This window comes from Bacillus cereus group sp. MS39, from assembly GCF_040448665.1.
Taxonomy (GTDB): Bacteria; Bacillota; Bacilli; order Bacillales; family Bacillaceae_G; genus Bacillus_A; species Bacillus_A wiedmannii.
On sequence record NZ_CP123058.1, the window covers coordinates 1713591 to 1733864 of the forward strand.

The window sequence follows — 20274 nt, forward strand, 5'->3', positions numbered from 1 at the left end:
AATAAATCGGCTGAGGGAGTAAGAAATGAAAAAGAAAAAAATTCTCATTACATCATTTGATATGGCAATTGGTGGGGTAGAAAGAAGTTTAATTGGTTTGTTGAATACAATCGATTATAGCAAATATGATGTAGATTTAATGTTATTTAAACATGAGGGAGAGTTTCTTTTTTTATTACCTAAACTGCCTAATTTGTTAAGGGAAGTAAAACAATATACTACTTTTAGAAAATCAATTAAGCAAATATTGCAAGAAGGGCAAATTAAAATTGGAGTGGCAAGGACTTTTGGGAAAATTTTAGGAGATGTGCATGGGAGATATGTGAAAAGTGCAGAGGTTGGATATTTCGTTATTCAATATGGGTGGAGAATAACTTTACCCTTTATACCGAAACTGGAAGAGGAGTATGATGTAGCAATTAGTTTTTTATGGCCCCATTATTTTGTTGGGGATAAAGTTCGAGCGAAACGAAAGATTGGTTGGATTCATACAGATTATTCAAATATAAATCTGAATGCAAACATGGAGTATAAAATGTGGAGAAAAATGGATAACATCGTAGCAGTTTCAGAAGGATGTCGAGATTCATTTCTTAGTATTTTACCAAATGTAAATAAGAATGTTGAAATTATAGAAAATATATTATCTCCTGAGTTCGTACGTGAGCAAGCAGACAAGGGAGATGTTATGAAAGAATTACAGATGAAACCAGGAAAAATAAAGCTTGTTACTGTAGGACGGTTATCATATGCAAAAGGAATAGACATTGCTATGCATGCCTTAAGAAAGTTGTTAGATGAGGGATATGATATTGAATGGTATGTAGTTGGGTATGGAGTACAAGAAGTTGAACTTAGAAAGTTATTAGCTGAACTTAATCTGGAAAAACAATTTTTTTTATTGGGCAAAAAGACAAATCCCTATCCATATATAAAAGCATGTGATATATATGTGCAGCCATCAAGATATGAGGGGAAAGCTGTAACAGTTCGGGAAGCACAAATAATCGGAAAGCCAGTACTTATTACTAATTTTTCAACTGCTAAAAGTCAGGTACAGGATGGAATTGATGGATTAATAACTGAGATGGGGATAAACGGGTTAGTTAATGGGATTAAGAGGCTTATTGAAGATAAAGAATTAAGGGAAACGCTGGTAGAAAATACTCTTAAAGGTGAGTATGGAAATCGTAATGAAATTAATAAATTATATGCATTATTTTCATAAAGGGAAATTTAGTAAATGATTTTTAATATTTTGAGCTCAATAAAAACACTTTAGGGTAGTGATAGTTATGAAGAAAAAAATTTTATTCGTTATAGATTCGCTACAAAGTGGAGGAGCTGAAAAAAGTTTGGTTTCTTTACTTTCTTTATTTGATTATACGAAATATGAAGTCGATTTGTTAATGTTTTCTGCTAGTGGATTGTATTTACCATTACTACCAAAACAGGTAAACGTTTTAGAAGTACCGAAAATTATTAAAAGACAGGCTGAGAAATTTAATTATTTAATTAAACATAAATACTTTAAAGAGTTATTTCTTAGAGTTGGGGCTTCTATATCTCTTAGAAATCCATACATAAATAAAAAATTACATGCAGCTCAAGTAGTTTGGAGATGGGTGTCTAGAGGGATGGATAGTTTAAAGATGGAATATGATGTTGCCATAGCTTATAGTCAAGGAATGCCAACATATTTTGTGGCAAATAAGGTTTACGCATGCAAAAAAATTGCCTGGGTGAATACTGATTATAGGTTAGCTGCATATAATAAAGATTTTGATTTGAAATATTATGAGGAATTTAATGAAATAGTAGCTGTGTCCGATATTTGTAAGGAAGTATTGATTCAAGAAATTCCTAAAATAAAGTCGAAAATTCAGGTTGTCTATGATATTATATCGCCGACGTTAATTAAATCGATGGCAAATGAGAGTAAAGGATTTAGTGATCAGTTTGAGGGATTACGAATATTAACGATTGGTAGGTTAGTGTATGAAAAAGGATATGAATTGGCCATAGAAGCTTGTTATAAGTTAAAGCAAAAAGGGTATAGATTTAAGTGGTATGTAATTGGAGAAGGAAATCTTCAAAGTGAACTCGAGGATAGGATAAGTAAATATAATTTACACGATACTTTTATATTATTAGGTACATACAAGAATCCCTATCCCTTTATAAAACAAAGTGATATATATGTACAACCCTCTAGGTATGAAGGATATGGCTTGGCAATAGCAGAGGCTAGAATATTTCAAAAGCCTATAGTAGTAACCGATTTTATAACAGTTCATAATCAAATCAAACATAGACAGAATGGTGTAATAGTGAAGATGGATTCGGAAGCAATATATGAAGGGGTGAAAGAAATTATAGAAAACGGTTTGCTAAAAAAACGGTTGTGTGAAAATTTAAAGAAAGAGCAGGTTGGAACTGAAGAGGAAATTGAGAAGATATATGCTTCTTTCAATTAAAGGATTTTATAAAGAGAAAGAATAGGGGGAACTATGAAAAAGAAAATACTCTTTATGGTTATAAATATGAATATAGGTGGTACAGAGAAGGCCCTATTAAATATGGTAGCAGAAATCCCAAAAGACAAATATGAAGTGACAATTTTAATGTTAGAGAAAAAAGGAGATTTTTTAAATTTTATTCCAAAGGAGGTTCGTATTGAATATGTAAAGGATTATGAAGAAATGCAATATATATTAAATAGACCATCACGATTAGTTATAGCGGATCTTATAAAACAACGAAAAATTACAAAAGCGTTGCAACTGGCAGTGTTGTACGTAATCTCTAAGATTATGAAAGAACGGAGCGTTATTTTAAAATATTGTTTACAAAATTATGAAGATGTTTATAGAAATTATGATATTGCTATAGCTTATGCTGGACCCATGGATTTTATTAGTTACTTTGTGGCAAATAAAATCGAGGCTAGACGAAAGGTTCAATGGGTCCATTTCGATATTGAAAAAATATATTTTAATAAGTATTTTGTTAACAAAGTATATAAAAAGTTTCAACATGTTTTTGTAGTTTCAGATTTAGGAAAGATGAAACTTACTCAAACTGTCCCAGAATTGATAAATAAGACAGAAACTTTTTTTAATATTATTTCACCTGAAATGATATGTAAGATGGCAAATGAAGGAATTGGGTTTGTAGATGATTTTGAGGGAGTAAGAATCCTTACTGTTGGTAGATTGAGTATAGAGAAGGGACAGGATTTAACAATATCTGTGTTAGCTAAGCTGAAAGAAGCTGGCTACAATGTTAAATGGTATTGTATAGGAGATGGAAAGGAAAGAGGAATGTATGAAAAGCTTGTGAAAAATTACGATGTTCAAGGTGATTATATATTTTTAGGAGCAGTTTCGAATCCCTATCCATTTATGAAACAATGTGATATATATGTACAACCGTCTCGACATGAGGGATACTGTATAACACTTGCAGAAGCCAGATGTTTTAATAATCCAATTATTAGTACAAATTTTACAGGGGCAAGTGAACAGATAATCGATAACCACAATGGATTAATCGTTCAATTTGACGAGCAGCAAATGTATGATTCTATTGTACAAATATTAAGTGATAAATCGCTAGAAGGACGGTTGAGAAAAAATATAGAAAAGGAAGTGGTAGATACGAGAGAAGAGTTAAAAAAGTTATATAAAATAGCAAATTCTAATGTGTAACTTGTTTTAGAAGGTATTATTATCGTATTACAGAAATATGGACGGTTCATTATTATAAATTATGTTTGTTGTGAAAACATCTTTGAGAGGGTGTTTTTTTATTTTGTTATAAAACTTTTAGGTGGTAGAAGGAGACAGGTATGAAGAGAGTGCTATTTATGGTAAGTAGTATGAATATAGGTGGTGTAGAAAAATCACTTCTTTCTTTGTTATCTGTGATACCAAAAGAAAAGTATGATGTCACAGTATTGATGTTGGAGAAGCGAGGGGGATTTTTAAAACAATTACCAAGCTGGGTAAAGATAGAAGAAGTTACTTGGTTTGAAAATATAAAACCTAAAATTATGCAACCACCAAAGAAAACGATTAATGAGTATTTCGAAAATACAAGATATATTAAGGGTTTAAACTTTTTACTCACTTATGTGGTATCAAAAAAATTAAAGGATAGATATATTTTCTATAAAGAGATTTTTAAAGACATTCCACACAATAAGAATAAATATGATATTGCAATAGCATATCAAGGACCTACTGACATAATTGATTATTATATAGTTAATAGAGTAGCTTCAGAAAAGAAAATTTCTTGGATACATTTCGATGTTTTTCAACATCAAATTAATACAAAATTATATGAGAAATTATATGATCAGTTGGATAATATATATGTAGTTTCTAAAGAAGCACAAAAACATTTAATAGAGAAATTTCCTAAAGTAGAAAGTAAGACAAGTGTCTTTTTAAATATTGTACTTCCAGATTTAATAAATGAAATGGCGAAAGAAAAAGTAGAGTTTGATAATGGATATAAAGGTATAAAGATAGTAACAGTAGGTAGACTTTCAAAAGAAAAAGGTCAAGACCTTGCAATTAAAGTTTTATCAATGCTACGTAAGGAGGGATACGAAGTACGATGGTACTGTATCGGAGAAGGGGAGGATAGAGGGTATTATGAGACATTAATATGTAAGTATAATTTGAAACAGGATTTTCTATTATTAGGATCAGCAATAAATCCGTATCCATATGTAAATCAATCAGATATATATGTTCAAACCTCTAGGCATGAAGGGTATTGCCTCACGTTAGCTGAGGCGAAATGCTTAAAAAGACCTATTGTAACGACTAATTTTACAGGAGCATATGAGCAAATAAAAGATGGATATAATGGTTTTGTTGCTGAATGTAATGAGGAAAGTCTATATAACAAGATAAAATATCTTTTAGATCAACAAAGAGTGCGTGAAGAGGTCAAGACTAATTTGTTAGAAGAGGAATTTAACAACTTAGAAAAGGTAAATAGTTTTCTAAGTTAATTGCAAATGAAAGGGTGCAATTATGAATCCTAAAATTAGTATTATTGTTCCAGTTTATAAAGTTGAGCAGTATATTCATAAATGTATTGATTCTATATTAAAGCAAACGTTCAAAGAGTTTGAGCTGATACTTATTGATGATGGATCTCCTGATAGTTGTGGTGAGATTTGTGATGGGTATGCGACTCAAGATAGCCGAATTAAAGTAATCCATAAGGAAAATGGTGGATTATCTTCTGCAAGAAATGCTGGATTAGAAATAGCGCAGGGAGATTATATAGGATTTGTTGATAGTGATGATTGGATAGAAGTGGATATGTATGAATTGTTATATAGTATGTGTGTAGAACAGGAGTGTGATATAGCTATTTGTAGTAGTGAAATTCATTACAATGATAAAACGGTAATTTCAAGCAGCCAACCGTTCGTTATTCATGATAGATATAGCGCGATGAGAGCGATGCTAGAAGGGGATTTGTATGATGAAGTTGTTTGGACTAAACTTTTCAAAAGACAGTTATTAGAGGGTATTAAATTTCCAGTAGGTATGTCATATGAAGATACAGCATTTACATATAAAGTTATTCATAAGTGTAACAAAGTATGTTTCATAGGAGAACCTAAATATCATTATATAAAGCGTGATAATAGTATGATGGATCAGGCTGTAAAAGAGATTAAAATTGACTCAGTCTTAATTTATGATGAAATGTGTAAATTTATGGAGCGATATTATAAGGAGTTATATAACTTAGTTATATTAAAACTAGGAAATTGTTCGATGGTAGTATTAAATTTAATATCATTAAGTGGAAGACTTAATGAGCATAAGAGTAAATATTATAAGGTTATTGGTATATTGAATCGTTATTTTTATAAAACAATGCGTTTAAAAGAGTATGGGAAAAGTGTAAAGTTTTTATTATTGGCGACCAAGTTACATCCATTATTGTATAAATTTTTAATTAATAATTTTGCAAAAAGGGGATGAGGATCGTCCAGAATAATATAATCTGAATATTCATCTCTCGATAGTTTAGTTTAACTTATGAAGGGGATTAATCATGCGAACGATGCATTCAATCAAGAATATATCAATAAGTATATTTTCTCAAATGGTTATTGTTATTCTGGGATTTATATCTAGGAAGGTTTTTTTGGATAGTTTAGGAATAGAGTATTTAGGGATAGATGGCTTGTTAATTAATGTTTTATCTATGTTAGTGTTAATTGAAGCTGGTATAGGAGCGAGTATAGTATACAATTTGTATAAACCATTAGCAGAAAATAATCAGTATAAAATTATAGCTCTTGTTCAATTATATAAAAAAATTTATCAGATTTTAGCAATCATTATTTTAGTAATAAGTGCTATGATATATCCCTTTTTAAGTTATTTAATGGAAGACGGGGCGTCTATATCGAATATTGCGATAATCTATTCGATATTCGTGGTGAAAAATGTAGTTACCTATTTAAATGCTCATAAGAGGTCTTTAATACAAGCTGATCAAAGAGGATACATATTGGCTAGGGTGGATCTCTTATTCCAAGTGGTAACTACAATATTTAAAATATTTATACTAATGTACACAAAAAATTATATATTGTATTTAATTATAGAGTTGAGTATATATGTAATTCAAAATGTCGTAAACGGTAGGAGTGTGAATAAGAACTATCCTTATATAAAGACAAAAAAGAAGTATTCTATAGATAATGATACGAAAGAAAAATTAATTATAAATGTAAAGGCGATGTTTTTGCATAATATTGGAGGATATATTGTATTTGGAACGGATAATATACTGATTTCATCTTTTGTAGGTCTTGCTATGGTTGGGATATATTCGAACTATACAATGATAATAAATCAATTAGCAGCTGTAGTAAATCCTATATTAAATGGAATTGAAGCAAGTGTAGGAAATCTAATTGCAACTGAGAATAATGACAAAAATTATGCAATATTTAAAGTGACTTATTTAGTGAATTTTTGGATCTTTTCTTTTTGTACCATATTTTTATTTAATCTGTTAGAGCCATTTATAGGGTGGTGGCTTGATAAGAAGTATTTATTAAATAACATAGTTTTTGTAGTGATACTCATTAACTTTTATTTAACAGGGATGCGAACCGCGATAGCTATTTTTAAAAATAAAGCGGGATTATTTGTACAAGATAAGTATATTCCATTAGTTGAAGCGATAATCAATTTAAGTTTATCTATTCTATTAGCTAACATGTTTGGGTTGGTAGGTATATTCATAGGAACGGCGATTAGTACAATTGCTACTGTACTTTGGATTCAGCCTTATATTGTATATAAAAATCTTTTTAAGAAATCAGTTTGGAAGTATTTTACAACATATGTATTTTATATGTTTTTAACTATCGTAACAGGTTTCATTACTACAAGTATATGTAATTATTTTATAGAAGGTAGTACCTTTATTTCGTTAGTCGAAAAAGGTTTGATTTGCTTATTAGTACCAAATGTAATATACGTTTTAATTTTTTATAAAAGCACAGAATTTCAATATATAAGGAATATCTTTAGTATGATGTTTTTACAAATTAAAAAGAAACGAAACGTTATTTAGGTATAAAAAGTATGGACATTATATTGGTTTGAATTATTAAGGAAGTATATTGTTGTTGAAGCCTGTTAGTATGAAATGAAACTTGATTTTAATTAGAAAACGTGAATCATTAGCCCTAACATAGTATTTATATAATGCATAGTATTCTATTAAAGGGATACGTATGTAAGCATAATATAAAATATTTGTCCCCATGCACTGATAGGAGTTTGAATTTTCTGTCAAAATTCAACTTCTATCTTAGTTGGAGGTTATATATAAATCATGGCAAAATTTCAAGTGACATGTGTTTTGAAAGGGAATCTGCCTGTGTTAAGCGAGGGAGAATTTTGTTTTTGTATAGATACTTGTGAGTTATTTATTGGGACGAAAAAAGGGAATGTAAAAGTATCAACGGAGAATAAATTTGAGAGGTTAGTAAGTAAACTTAAAAGCAATACATTTGGAAGTTCTAAGTCTAGAAAATCACTGATTGGAGAAACAGAATCTGCTAATGTGGTTTCGGGCACGTATTTTCTTGAGTTAGAGAGATGGAATGTTAAAAATGATGGAACGGACGCGGATAATACTTCTAAAGGGATTAATAATGCATTATCATGGGCATCTCAACAAGGATTTATAGAAGTTGTTTTACCCATGGGGACATATTTAATTGATGAAAATACACCAATTGAGCCACAAAGCTTTATGACTTTAAATTTAGGTGGATCAACTTTAAAAATAAGAAGTAATGGATTAGTTAAATATGCAATCGTACGATATCAAAGAAATCAAAAATTTTCTCGGGTTACCAATGGAAGGGTTGAAGGAGATAAAGATACACACGATTATACAACGATTCCTCATACTCATGAATGGGGATATGGGATTGAAGTAGGAAATACCACTCCTGCTGAGGGGAGTAATTTGAATTATATTTCAATAGATAATATAGAAATTTTAAATTGTACTGGCGATGGGATAGCAATGGAAAGTACATGGGGACAAATTGGAGAATATGATTTTGCCGGTACATTTGAAATGGGGGGGATTAGTGATGTCAATGGTTCCCTAATAGTAGATGATAATAAAATTAGATCCAATTTAAAAATAGATTTACATCATAGTAGCATTATAAAATGGGGATATTTCGGTTTGTATGGAGATGGCTATGGTGGAATTGGTTCAGAAATATATACAGAATTATATGATGTGTTATTTTATAAAGCTGATAATACTTTTGTAACGGCTGCGAATAGAGTAAAGTTTTTTGAAGAAGTGAGTGTTCCAAAAGAAGCAGATTATGCAAAAATAGTTCTTCATCAAGGTACAATACCTACAGAAAACGGTTGTAAAATAACTGTTAGAATTCCGGAATTTTCTCGAAATGTATTTATTGAGAAATGTAAAATACATGATTGTAGAAGGCTTGGGGTAAGTGTATCTGGAGCGAAACAAATTTATATTAGAGATTGTGAAATTTACAAAATGAAAGGTACAGCACCTCAGGGAGCAATAGATATTGAAGATGGATATCGATTAAATCAATATATAAACATTGAGCGTAATAACATATATGATAATCAGGGATATAACGTTGTTGTAGTCGGTGGTAGATATATTAATATCATTCAAAATAAATTAGCTAATAATTCATTAGTAGTAGGTGAAAATGTAGAGAAAGTGATTATAAACAATAATCACTTAAGGGAAGTAAGTTGTGTTTTAAGCGGAGAAGTAACTTTTACGAATAATCAAATGTATGCTACTCGAGTCACGATAGATCAAGGAGATAAGGAAGCGCTTATTGGTAACTGTATTTTCCATAATAGCGCATTGTTAATGGGAAGAGATAAAGCATATTGTATTCAAGTCAACCAATGTGAATTTTTTAGTGATCGAGATTTATTTCATTCTTTTTCACAGTTAGGTTCAATAATTGGTTTTTCAGCAGAACCGCAAACTATATCAAATTGTGTTATTAAAGGAGGAGCTGTAGAGGGTACAAGTTTGACAGGCGTATCACCTGGTATGAAAAATGGATGGAGATTAAATAATATTTCTTTTATAGATACGAAACACCCGCAAGGAATCATTACGAATTTACCGCCAGGAGTATATACGGGATGTAAATTTGAGAACAGCGGTACAATATCATTTGTTACAAAAACTCCTCAAGCAGAATATGAATTTAATGGATGTTCATTTAGTTGGGATGCCTATAATCTTTTTACTGTTGAGTCTTCTCAAAGGATATCGATGCTAAAAGTGAAAAATAGTAATTTTAGAGGGGGAAGATGGGGCTCAGCATTTTTTTTATGGGACATTGGGGGAAGAATAGAATTTAGTAATAATGCATTTGAATACCTTAATTCGGAATCGACAGACAGTATAATGAATTTTTGGAATGAAACATTTACGAGTGAGTTTATGTTAATAGAAAATAATATATTTAGGTCAAATAAAAGTATGATAGGCGTGAATGCAAATCAGATTTCATCCTCAATCACTTTGATTTTTAAAGATAATATTGTGGAGACAGTAGTTATAAAGTTAAGGGATGAACATATAAAAAAGGATAATTATATTAATGGCGTCTTTGATCCGTACATGTAAAGTTATAGGAACTAATGAAGTAACAGGTCCTTTGTAAATAAGTAGTGATACCGTATGGGAATATTCACATAGGTTAGCTATGTTTAAACTATTTGATGAGATAGAATTAATGAAAGATGACGTAATGAAACAAAACAAGGGGTAACTAACTGTAGTTGCCCCTTGTTTTGTTTCATTGCATATAAAGTTCTAAATGGTCCTTCGTGTTAGGAGTATTAAACGTAAATAAGTAAGGAGGATAGTACATGAAAAGAATTTTTGATGTATGTATTTCTTTATTGTTATTATTTGTATGTTTGCTTCCTATTCTTGTTGTAGCAATTTTAGTTAGGATGAAATTAGGATCACCTGTACTGTTTAAACAACAGCGTCCAGGACTGCATGGAAAATCGTTTAATGTTTATAAGTTTAGAACTATGCTAGATAAGAAGGATAGCGATGGGGAATTACTTCCAGATAAAAATAGACTGACTACTTTTGGAGAAATTCTTAGAAAATATAGTTTAGATGAGTTACCCCAACTTATGAATGTTGTAAGGGGTGATTTAAGTTTAGTAGGTCCACGACCATTATTGATGGAATACTTACCCCTATATTCTAGTAAACAGGCTAAAAGGCATAATGTAAAACCGGGAATTACGGGATGGGCACAAATAAATGGTAGGAATTTGATTACCTGGGAAGAAAAATTTGAATTGGATGTATGGTATGTGGAGAATCGCTCTTTTTTATTAGACTTGAAAATAATTGTACTTACAATATTAAAAGTATTTAAAACAGAGGGAATAAACCATGTAGGGCATGTGACAATGGAGCGATTTACTGGAGGGAAAATAGAAATAAAGGGGGAGGGAAAATGAAAATTTTAATAATAGGATGTGGTGGGCATAGCAAGGTTGTGAGGGATATAATTTTATCAAATAAAGGATATGAAATAGTCGGTTATTTAGATGATTTGTATACAGGTATAAATATTGTAGATAATCTTTATTTTGGAGCAATTGCAGATGCAAGGGAAATTATCAATAATTTTAATGATGTAAAGCTCGTTATTGCTATAGGAAATAATAAAATAAGAAGGGAAATTGCAGAAATATTAAATCAACAAAGTAGCATATATGCTACTTTAATTCATAAAACAGCCATTATAAGTTCAAATGCTTATATAGGAAACGGAACGGTAATTATGCCAAATGTGGTTGTTAATGCGGATACTTTCATCGGTAACCATACTATAATAAATACGGGCTCAATAATAGAACATGATAATATAATTGATGATTTTGTTCATATTTCACCACATGCTACGCTTACAGGTTCTGTCACTATAGCAGAGGGGGCACATATAGGAGCATCAGCTACTATAATTCCAGGTGTTCAAATTGGTAAGTGGTCAATTGTTGGAGCTGGTTCTGTTGTCATAAATGATTTTCCATCTAATTGTACTGCTGCTGGTATTCCAGCCAAAGTTATTAATGTAGTAAATTGAGAGGAGATGAAGAATGATGATAAAAAATAAGGAGAAAATCTATCTTTCCTCTCCACACATGAGCGGAAATGAACAAAAATATATAAAAGATGCCTTTGACTCAAATTGGATTGCACCTCTTGGTCCAAATGTAGATGAATTTGAAAGAGAGCTTGCTTCTTTTGTAGGAGTTAAAGGTGGGGCTGCGGTTAGTTCAGGTACTGCTGCCATTCATCTAGCTTTGCGATTATTAGACGTTCAAAAGGGAGATACAGTATTTTGTTCAAGTTTCACTTTTGTAGCGAGTGCGAATCCGATTGTTTATTTGGGAGCTGAACCGGTATTTATTGACTCAGAACCAGAAACATGGAATATGTCACCGCAAGCTCTAGCACTTGCGTTGCATACTGCTGATAAAGCAGGAGAATTACCTAAGGCTGTCATTCTTGTTCATTTATATGGTCAGAGTGCAAAATTAGATGAAATTCTTTCGCTTTGTAATCACTATGATGTCCCTATAATTGAGGATGCAGCAGAATCTCTAGGCTCTACATATAAAGGAAAGGCAAGTGGTACATTCGGGAGGTTTGGGATTTATTCATTTAACGGAAATAAAATTATTACAACTTCGGGCGGTGGAATGCTAGTTTCTGATGATGTGGAAGCGTTAGAACAGGCGAGATTTTTAGCGACTCAAGCAAGAGATTTAGCATCTCATTATCAGCATAGTCAAGTAGGTTACAATTATAGAATGAGTAATATATTAGCTGGTATTGGGAGAGGGCAATTAGAAGTGTTAGAAGATAGAGTGAGCTCTAGAAGGCGTATATTTAAGCAATATTATGAAGAGTTATCTCATATACCGGGATTTTGTTTTATGCCAGAATTAGAAAATACTCGTTCGAACCGTTGGCTTACAACTATGATGATGGATGAAAAGGAATCTGGCATCTCTATTGAAAAAATAGTAACAACTTTAGCTGAAGAGAATATTGAAGCGCGTCCTACTTGGAAGCCACTACATATGCAGCCGCTCTTTAAAGAATATAAGTATTATTCTCATCAGAAAGATAATGATGTATCTAAAAAATTATTTGAAAATGGGATTTGTCTTCCTTCTGGATCCAATATGACAGATGAGGATCAACGTAGAGTTATTCAATCTATAGTAAATATTATATAGCAAGCAAAAATTTACAGAAAAACAAGTGAATCGAAGTTCATTATTAAGAATATATCTCCTTGAATATGGATTATATTAACATTGGTTATTGACGAGAAGGGGACGTAATGATAATTTAAACATAAATATACCTTGATTTATAAGTGAATTAGAGTGCGGAATTGAAATGTGTATTATTGTTCTTTAAAAAGAATATAACTGGAAAGAGAAAGGTTCATGAAATAAATAAAACAAAATATTTGCAGTAACTTGTTGTATAGGAGGGAGGGGAAAAATGAGCGCTATAACTGGCATTATTCACTTTAATAATGAACCTGTATCAATTGAACATGGAACACGATTAATGAGTGGTTTACAAAAGTATCCTGCTAATGATATTCAAATATGGCACAAAGAAAATGCTTTTCTAGGGTGTCACGCACAATGGATTACACCCGAGTCAGTTGGTGAACAATTACCATTCTATAATTATGAAAAACAACTGGCAATTACCGCAGATGCTATTATTGATAATCGTTATGAGTTGTTTGAAAAATTACAAGTAGATTATGTAGATAGAAAAAACATGACAGACAGTGAATTGATTTTATTATCTTATCAGAAATGGGGAGAAGCAGCACCGAAATATTTGGTGGGCGATTTTGCTTTTATGATTTGGGATGAGAAAAAACAAATGCTTTTTGGTGCTAGGGATTTTTCGGGAAGCCGAACTCTTTATTTTTATCGTAGTGAGGAAAGGTTTGCTTTTTGCTCTATTATAAATCCACTATTTTCTCTACCAGAAGCTGAGAGAAAATTGAATGAACAGTGGCTTGCTGAATTTTTAGCAATACCTGTGAATTTTGAATCAGTAGATCCTTCTTCAACGGTATATAAAACTGTTGAGCAAATTCCACCTTCCCATGCTGTTATTGTAAAAAATGGGAAAGTGAAGTTATTGAGATACCATACACCAATTATTGGAGAAAGGCTTCAACTCAAATCGAACGAAGAGTATGAAGAAGCGTTTTTGGAAGTGTATCAAAATGCGATAAGATCACGTTTACGCACTCATCATCAAGTAGGGGCTCATTTGAGTGGAGGACTTGACTCGGGTTCTGTAGTTAGCTTTGCTGCACGAGATTTAAGTGCAGCAAATAAACGTCTACATACATATAGTTATGTCCCGGTAAAGGGGTTTGTAGATTGGACGCATAGAAGTAGAATAGCTGATGAACGACCTTTTATTCAATCAACTGTACAGCATGTAGGAAATATTAAGGAACATTATTTAGATTTTGAAGGAAGAAGTCCTCTATCAGAAATAGATGATTGGCTTGAAATTCTAGAGATGCCATACAAATTCTTCGAGAATACTTTTTGGCTTAGGGGAATCTATGAGGAGGCCCGGTTACAGGGGATTGGAGTACTCTTAAATGGACAGAGAGGAAACTGGACGGTGTCATGGGGATCGGCTGTGGACTATCAAGCTATGCTTTTGAAAAAGATGAATTTGCGTCGCTTTTTGCAAGAGTTATATTCGTATAGTAAAAATATTGGTGTAAAGAAATCGCGAGTATTTTCAGTAGTGAAAAAAAAGGCATTTCCGTTTTTGAATCGAATATCTTCATCGAAAAATCAAATCGTTTTCCCAAGATTTATTAATCCAGAATTTGCAAATAGAATGAATGTGTTCGATAAGCTTCTAGAGCATGATGTTGATATAACAGGAACCTCTATAACAGATGTATATGAAATAAAAAAAAGGCAATTTGACCAGTTATATTATTGGAATATAACTGGTACATACGGATCTAAATTATCTTTGCGCTATTCTTTATGGGATCGAGATCCAACGAATGATTTACGGGTTGTTAAATTTTGTTTAGCTGTTCCAGAAGAACAATACGTTCAAAATGGTGTAGATCGGGCACTAATTCGAAGAGCAACCAAAAATTATTTGCCTGATAAAGTAAGGTTAAATCAACTTACTCGAGGTGTTCAAGGTTCTGATGGTGTTTATCGTATGACGCATCAATGGAGTGGATTTATTGAAGAGCTTGAGCAGCTTAGTAAGGATCCTATAATTTCAGAATTCTTGGATATAGAGGTTATTAGAACTGCGATTTCTAAGATTAAAGAAGAACCCCATCCAGAATATGCATTTGATTTAGATTTTCGAATTTTAATGCGTAGTTTAATAGTATATCGATTTATGAAGAAAATTATTTGAAGGGAGGTGACATAATGAAAAAAGATTGGACAATTCCTACACTGGAAGTACTTGATATTAATATGACGATGGCTGGACCGGGACTTAAAACACCGGATGCTGTTCAACCAGATGTTGATGAAGTAGTGCACTATAGTTAATTCATCGAGTAGCAATTAGATCTTATGTTTCCTATCCCCTTATACATTAGAAGTATAAGGGGTATTTGTAAAACAACGCTGATAATTATTTGGAGTGAGAGAGTTGATTAAAACTACAAAAAAAAATATGTATAAAGTTTTTGGGTTAAGGGTGTTGAGTGAAATTCAATTTCCAGAATTACCTAGAATTAATGAACAAGAAGAAACGATAGAAGTAATAATACGAACTGCTGATTTATTTCAGAAATGGAGTGAATTTACTAACACAGAACAAAATTTTGTAGTTGATAAAAACGTAGTTATGATTCGTATTCCTGATACAGCTATATTTTCTATACAAGAAGGAAAGCAAATAGTTGTTTCACCAATGAAAGAAGCTTGTGAAGATAAGGTTCGTCTTTATATACTTGGAACTTGTATGGGTGCCTTGCTAATTCAAAGAGGGATTTTACCATTACATGGTAGTGCAATAAATATTGATGGGAAAGTTTATGCCTTTGTAGGTGATTCAGGAGCAGGTAAATCAACTCTTGCATCGGCTTTTTTAAGTAAAGGATACAAAATTTTGAGTGATGATGTAATTGCTGTGACAGTTTCGTCAGATAAGACTCCAATTGTGATTCCATCTTATCCGCAACAAAAATTATGGGCGGAAAGTTTGAATGCTTTTGGAATGGGAACGGCAAGTTATAATCCGTTGTTTGAACGAGAAACAAAGTATGCTGTTCCTGTACAATCTCATTTTTTCTCTGAACCATTACCTCTTGCAGGTATTATTGAGTTAACGAAAACAGAGGATGAGAATGTTGAATTGATTCGAATCGAAGGACTTGAACGACTGCGTACATTATTTTTGCACACGTTTCGTAAGTTTTTAATTGCGCAATTAAAATTAACAGAGTGGCATTTTACTACTTCTACAAGCGTGATAAACAAAGTAGATATGTTTCATTTGAAACGTCCCAATAATAGGTTTACAGCGCATGAACTTGTATCAATTATATTAAAAACTATACAAGGAGGAGTAATAGATGATGTATACAGAGAGAATTTCTCTAAAGTCTCAGATTGTGCAAAGTGAAGAGAATATTGTGAGTGATATGGATGGGGAAAAAGTGATGCTAAATGTTCAAAAAGGGAAATATTATAATTTGGGACAAACAGGGGGGGAAATTTGGGAACTAATAAAAACTCCAATTATGGTTACTGAACTTGTTAGTACATTGTTGTCAAAGTACAACATTGAACGGAGTGATTGCGAAGAGCAAGTTCTTTCCTTTTTAGATTGTTTATTTCAAGAAGGTTTAATTCAAATAAAAGGTTAATCTAATAGATAGATTCATAATGTCAAGAGAACTGTTAGGATGGGATTCATGAATATTGTGAAGAGGTTAAGGGTATTTTTATCACTGAACATGGACACAAAGCTTTTATTATTAGAGGCTTTTATTTTTTTAGGGTGGGCGCGTGTATTAAAAAGTATTACCTTCTCCAAAGTTGCACCTTCTTTAGGGGAGTATATGAATGAAACATTAGTTGCTCAAATTGAGCCACACGGAGATACACTAAAGAAGGTGTCTGAAGCTATTTCTATTATGAGTCGTTATACTTTTTGGGAAAGTCAGTGCCTTGTTAAAGCTATAGCTGGGATGAAAATGCTCGAAAAACGTCACATTGAGAGTACTCTTTATTTAGGAACTGCTAAGGATAGTCATGGTGAATTAATTGCGCATGCATGGTTACGGAGCGGTTCTTTTTATATTACTGGATCAGAAGGAATGGAGAAATTTACTGTCGTTGGATCATTTGCAAAGAGGCTAAGTGAGGACACTCTTAAAGGAGAATAAAATGGAGAAAGATTTTGGTCTTAATGTAGAGTTCATGTCTAAGGAATTGAAACTGCTTTTTACAATTTTGAAGTTACAAGATGATGAGACAATGCAAACTTATAGTAGTGAATGGTTCATAGATATTGATTGGGAGTTTTTTCTTAAGCAAGCTGTGCATCATCGCGTTTATCCGGTGATATATCAAAAACTTAAACAGGTGAATGAAGAACTAATTCCTTCGCATATTGTACAAACCTTGAATAGAAAATATAAAAAAAATACATTTCAAATGCTTTATTTAAGTGCTGAAATGGAACGAATAAATAAACTATGTAGTGAAAATGAGATTCGTATGATTTTTCTAAAAGGACCTGTACTGTCTCAGGATTTATATGGAGATATTTCTTTAAGAACATCCTGTGATTTGGATGTTCTTATTCCGATGCAAAATTTAGAAAAAGTAGAAATGCTACTTTGGGAGCAGGGGTATGTAAAAGATGATTATATTCAAACGATATTAAGTGATTGGAAATGGAGGCATCACCATATAACATTTTTCCATCCAACAAGGCGGATCAAACTTGAAATCCATTGGAGGTTAAATCCCGGACCGGGTAAGGAACCTGGGTTTGAAGAGCTTTGGAAGCGAAAGAGAAAAAGTACACTTACGAGTAATTCGGTATATATGTTAGGAAAAGAAGACTTGTTTTTATTTCTTGTATCTCATGGTGCTAGACATGGTTGGTCCAGGTTACGTTGGTTAGTAGATATAAAAAAAATTGTCGGTCAGGATCTTAACTGGAATGAGATTCATAAATTAATGAGAAAATATCAAGTGCTTCATTTAGGGGGACAAGCATTAATTTTGGCGTCACAATTGCTAGGTGTACAGCTAAATGAAAGCATGACGGAATTAGTAGCTAAGAAACATTCGAAGCAGTTAGCACAAGAAGCGCTATTTTATTTCAAGAAAATGATAAATTTACATTCAGAACCTGTTCCTGAAGAAGTACTTTCCTATCATAGTAGACATTTATTTTCACTGATGTCTAATCAACAAAGAATTATATTTATTTTGAGCCAGCTTTACCCTTATCCAATTGATGCAAAAACATTACCGTTGCCAAAATTCCTTCATTTTTTATATTTTCCTTTACGTCCGTTTTTATGTCTTTGGAGGAAAACAAAGAAGCTTGCTTTGTTATAGGGGGGACATCGATGAATCATATTATATATTTTATGAAAAAATTATACTCTTCAGCGGGAAAAATACTGTATGTGAATTTATTTGGTATGGTTTTAATAAGTTTACTTGAAGGGATAGGGATTATTTTATTAATTCCTATGATAAGTATGACTGGAGTAATTAATATAGGCGAGGAGTCTACTTTTATTGCACCTGTCTATAGGTTTTTGCAGGATTTTCCTAAAACGACAAGTCTAATTTCTATTTTAGGTATATATATACTAATAGTGTTAGGTCAAAATCTACTACAAAGAAACATAACCTTAAGGGATGCGAGAACACAACAAGTTTTTGTAAGAGAATTAAGAATAGAAACATATAGTATGATTCTAAAAGCGAAGTGGAGTTTTTTTTTAGAGAAAAGGAAAACAAATCTAATAAATATATTAACTACAGAATTAGCTCGCGTAAGTTATGGGGTTAATTTAATTTTACAATTGTTAGCTGCTATTCTGTTTACATTCATACAGGTGGGGATTGCGTTTTTATTATCTCCCAAAATAACGATATTTGTTTTGGGCTTTGGCTTATTATTCTTGGTAGCTTCTCGTGTTTTTATAAAAAAAGCACGAATACTAGGCGGTAAGACCTCAAAATTGGCACAAGGCTATCTTTCTGGTATAACAGATCATTTTAATGGAATTAAAGATATAAAGAGTAATACTTTGGAAGCATCACGTTTAGAATGGTTACAAACTATAACAGGAAAGATGAGTAACGAACAAATGGAGTATATGAGAATAAGATCGAACTCTCAATTGTTTTATAAAGTTTCAATGGCTATTTTAATTGCATTTTTTATATTATTATCAGTAAGTATATTGAAAGCTCAGCCCACCCAATTACTATTAATCATTCTCATCTTTTCGAGACTATGGCCAAGATTTATGACAATTCAGTCTAATTTAGAACAGCTTGCGGCAAGCATTCCTGCTTTTAAGTCATTATGGGAATTACAAGGGGAATGTATTGAAGCGATTGAAATGCAGGATATACAGCAAAAACATATAAAGCCGATTTGTATAGAACAGGGTATTGAATGTAAGGATATTTATTTTCGGTATAATAAGAAGGAGCCTTTGTATGCGCTTCAAAATATTAATGTACAAATACCAATCAATAGTATGACGGCCATTGTGGGACATTCGGGAGCTGGGAAGAGTACATTAATCGATGTTTTAATGGGGTTGATTCAACCAGAAAAAGGTCAAGTGTTAATAGATGGAACTCCTTTTACAAGTGAAAATTTACTGTCATTGAGACGGGCTGTTAGTTATGTGCCACAAGATCCTTTTTTATTTAATGCAAGCATAAGAGAAAATTTATTGATGATTGAGCCGAATTCGAGTGAAGAACAAATCTGGACTGCATTAGATTTTGCGACGGCAGCTGAATTTGTACGAATGCTTCCAAAAGGGCTTGATACTCTCATTGGAGATCGTGGAGTGAGACTTTCAGGTGGTGAACGTCAACGACTTGTACTAGCTCGAGCTATTTTAAGACAACCATCCATTTTAGTATTAGATGAAGCTACGAGCGCATTAGATACTGAAAATGAGGTGAAAATCCAATCAGCAATAGAAAGATTGAAAGGAACGATGATTATTGTTGTTATTGCGCATCGTTTATCTACGATCCGTAATGCAGATCAAGTTATTGTTTTAGGAAAAGGTGAAATTGTTCAAAAAGGTGAATTTAATCAATTGGCTAAAGAGAGAAAAGGTGTATTTCGAAATTTGTTAAGGTCACAAATGGAAGTTGGTTCTTAGAGAGGAAAGAGTGAATGAATTTTTGTATTCATACAGTTCGAATCGAATAAAAGCCTGAGTGATGGCCAGTTATAACAGGACATTATTCAGGCTTTTATTTGTACGTTTTCTACATTTAGGGAGTAAATATAAATGAGTACCTTGCAATGAATAATACTAAGTGGTATATTATGGATATGACAGGTACCGTGTATTGAACA

General features: G+C 32.2%; 17 protein-coding genes. All 17 read left to right on the forward strand.

Features of this window, described 5'->3' with window-relative positions; genetic code table 11:
• Window positions 1-25 precede the first annotated feature (25 nt).
• A complete protein-coding gene (locus QEP67_RS08945) occupies window positions 26-1228 on the forward strand; it encodes a glycosyltransferase (protein WP_000727413.1) in 1203 nt (400 codons plus the stop codon).
• Between the two features lie 67 nt (window positions 1229-1295).
• A complete protein-coding gene (locus tag QEP67_RS08950) occupies window positions 1296-2477 on the forward strand; it encodes a glycosyltransferase (RefSeq protein WP_000727034.1) in 1182 nt (393 codons plus the stop codon).
• A gap of 33 nt (window positions 2478-2510) precedes the next feature.
• On the forward strand, window positions 2511-3710 hold the full coding sequence (locus tag QEP67_RS08955; RefSeq protein ID WP_000727032.1) for a glycosyltransferase: 1200 nt from the start codon (window positions 2511-2513) through the stop codon (window positions 3708-3710).
• A 140-nt stretch (window positions 3711-3850) separates the two neighbouring features.
• Complete coding sequence (locus QEP67_RS08960; RefSeq protein WP_353706560.1) at window positions 3851-5029, forward strand: glycosyltransferase; 1179 nt, start codon at window positions 3851-3853, stop codon at window positions 5027-5029.
• A gap of 22 nt (window positions 5030-5051) precedes the next feature.
• On the forward strand, window positions 5052-6020 hold the full coding sequence (locus tag QEP67_RS08965) for a glycosyltransferase (protein WP_001068408.1): 969 nt from the start codon (window positions 5052-5054) through the stop codon (window positions 6018-6020).
• 73 nt (window positions 6021-6093) lie between these two features.
• Window positions 6094-7632 (forward strand): oligosaccharide flippase family protein, encoded by a 1539-nt coding sequence (locus tag QEP67_RS08970; RefSeq protein ID WP_001259934.1) that lies wholly within the window; start codon window positions 6094-6096, stop codon window positions 7630-7632.
• Window positions 7633-7896: 264 nt separating this feature from the next.
• On the forward strand, window positions 7897-10227 hold the full coding sequence (locus QEP67_RS08975; protein ID WP_001051567.1) for a right-handed parallel beta-helix repeat-containing protein: 2331 nt from the start codon (window positions 7897-7899) through the stop codon (window positions 10225-10227).
• A 245-nt stretch (window positions 10228-10472) separates the two neighbouring features.
• The gene (locus tag QEP67_RS08980) at window positions 10473-11087 is read left to right on the forward strand and encodes a sugar transferase (protein ID WP_000821042.1); all 615 of its coding nucleotides are present in this window, start codon (window positions 10473-10475) and stop codon (window positions 11085-11087) included.
• Entirely contained in the window at window positions 11084-11716 is a 633-nt protein-coding gene (locus QEP67_RS08985) for an acetyltransferase (RefSeq protein ID WP_000697621.1), read from the forward strand. Before QEP67_RS08980 ends, QEP67_RS08985 begins: the two co-directional genes overlap by 4 nt.
• 16 nt (window positions 11717-11732) lie before the next feature.
• Window positions 11733-12878, forward strand: a complete 1146-nt coding sequence (locus QEP67_RS08990) for an aminotransferase class I/II-fold pyridoxal phosphate-dependent enzyme (RefSeq protein ID WP_002107861.1) — start codon at window positions 11733-11735, stop codon at window positions 12876-12878.
• A gap of 274 nt (window positions 12879-13152) precedes the next feature.
• Complete coding sequence (locus QEP67_RS08995; protein WP_001274524.1) at window positions 13153-15090, forward strand: lasso peptide isopeptide bond-forming cyclase; 1938 nt, start codon at window positions 13153-13155, stop codon at window positions 15088-15090.
• 14 nt (window positions 15091-15104) lie between these two features.
• A complete protein-coding gene (locus tag QEP67_RS09000) occupies window positions 15105-15230 on the forward strand; it encodes a paeninodin family lasso peptide (protein ID WP_000711189.1) in 126 nt (41 codons plus the stop codon).
• A 103-nt stretch (window positions 15231-15333) separates the two neighbouring features.
• Entirely contained in the window at window positions 15334-16311 is a 978-nt protein-coding gene (locus QEP67_RS09005; protein WP_000598273.1) for an aldolase, read from the forward strand.
• Window positions 16262-16555 carry a lasso peptide biosynthesis PqqD family chaperone gene (locus tag QEP67_RS09010; protein WP_000990396.1) on the forward strand — a complete coding sequence of 98 codons (294 nt, stop codon included), beginning with the start codon at window positions 16262-16264 and terminating at the stop codon, window positions 16553-16555. The genes QEP67_RS09005 and QEP67_RS09010 overlap by 50 nt, the downstream gene beginning before the upstream one ends.
• A gap of 48 nt (window positions 16556-16603) precedes the next feature.
• The gene (locus QEP67_RS09015; RefSeq protein WP_002107864.1) at window positions 16604-17077 is read left to right on the forward strand and encodes a lasso peptide biosynthesis B2 protein; all 474 of its coding nucleotides are present in this window, start codon (window positions 16604-16606) and stop codon (window positions 17075-17077) included.
• A gap of 1 nt (window position 17078) precedes the next feature.
• A complete protein-coding gene (locus tag QEP67_RS09020) occupies window positions 17079-18266 on the forward strand; it encodes a nucleotidyltransferase family protein (RefSeq protein WP_353706561.1) in 1188 nt (395 codons plus the stop codon).
• Window positions 18267-18277: 11 nt separating this feature from the next.
• Window positions 18278-20074, forward strand: coding sequence for an ABC transporter ATP-binding protein (locus QEP67_RS09025; RefSeq protein WP_001015566.1), 1797 nt, complete (start codon window positions 18278-18280; stop codon window positions 20072-20074).
• Window positions 20075-20274 lie beyond the last annotated feature (200 nt).

Coding starts and splice junctions, on each gene's coding strand:
- QEP67_RS08945 (WP_000727413.1), top strand. CDS start 26: ATGAAAAAGAAAAAAATTCTCATTACATCATTTGATATGGCAATTGGT.
- QEP67_RS08950 (WP_000727034.1), top strand. CDS start 1,296: ATGAAGAAAAAAATTTTATTCGTTATAGATTCGCTACAAAGTGGAGGA.
- QEP67_RS08955 (WP_000727032.1), top strand. CDS start 2,511: ATGAAAAAGAAAATACTCTTTATGGTTATAAATATGAATATAGGTGGT.
- QEP67_RS08960 (WP_353706560.1), top strand. CDS start 3,851: ATGAAGAGAGTGCTATTTATGGTAAGTAGTATGAATATAGGTGGTGTA.
- QEP67_RS08965 (WP_001068408.1), top strand. CDS start 5,052: ATGAATCCTAAAATTAGTATTATTGTTCCAGTTTATAAAGTTGAGCAG.
- QEP67_RS08970 (WP_001259934.1), top strand. CDS start 6,094: ATGCGAACGATGCATTCAATCAAGAATATATCAATAAGTATATTTTCT.
- QEP67_RS08975 (WP_001051567.1), top strand. CDS start 7,897: ATGGCAAAATTTCAAGTGACATGTGTTTTGAAAGGGAATCTGCCTGTG.
- QEP67_RS08980 (WP_000821042.1), top strand. CDS start 10,473: ATGAAAAGAATTTTTGATGTATGTATTTCTTTATTGTTATTATTTGTA.
- QEP67_RS08985 (WP_000697621.1), top strand. CDS start 11,084: ATGAAAATTTTAATAATAGGATGTGGTGGGCATAGCAAGGTTGTGAGG.
- QEP67_RS08990 (WP_002107861.1), top strand. CDS start 11,733: ATGATAAAAAATAAGGAGAAAATCTATCTTTCCTCTCCACACATGAGC.
- QEP67_RS08995 (WP_001274524.1), top strand. CDS start 13,153: ATGAGCGCTATAACTGGCATTATTCACTTTAATAATGAACCTGTATCA.
- QEP67_RS09000 (WP_000711189.1), top strand. CDS start 15,105: ATGAAAAAAGATTGGACAATTCCTACACTGGAAGTACTTGATATTAAT.
- QEP67_RS09010 (WP_000990396.1), top strand. CDS start 16,262: ATGATGTATACAGAGAGAATTTCTCTAAAGTCTCAGATTGTGCAAAGT.
- QEP67_RS09015 (WP_002107864.1), top strand. CDS start 16,604: ATGAATATTGTGAAGAGGTTAAGGGTATTTTTATCACTGAACATGGAC.
- QEP67_RS09020 (WP_353706561.1), top strand. CDS start 17,079: ATGGAGAAAGATTTTGGTCTTAATGTAGAGTTCATGTCTAAGGAATTG.
- QEP67_RS09025 (WP_001015566.1), top strand. CDS start 18,278: ATGAATCATATTATATATTTTATGAAAAAATTATACTCTTCAGCGGGA.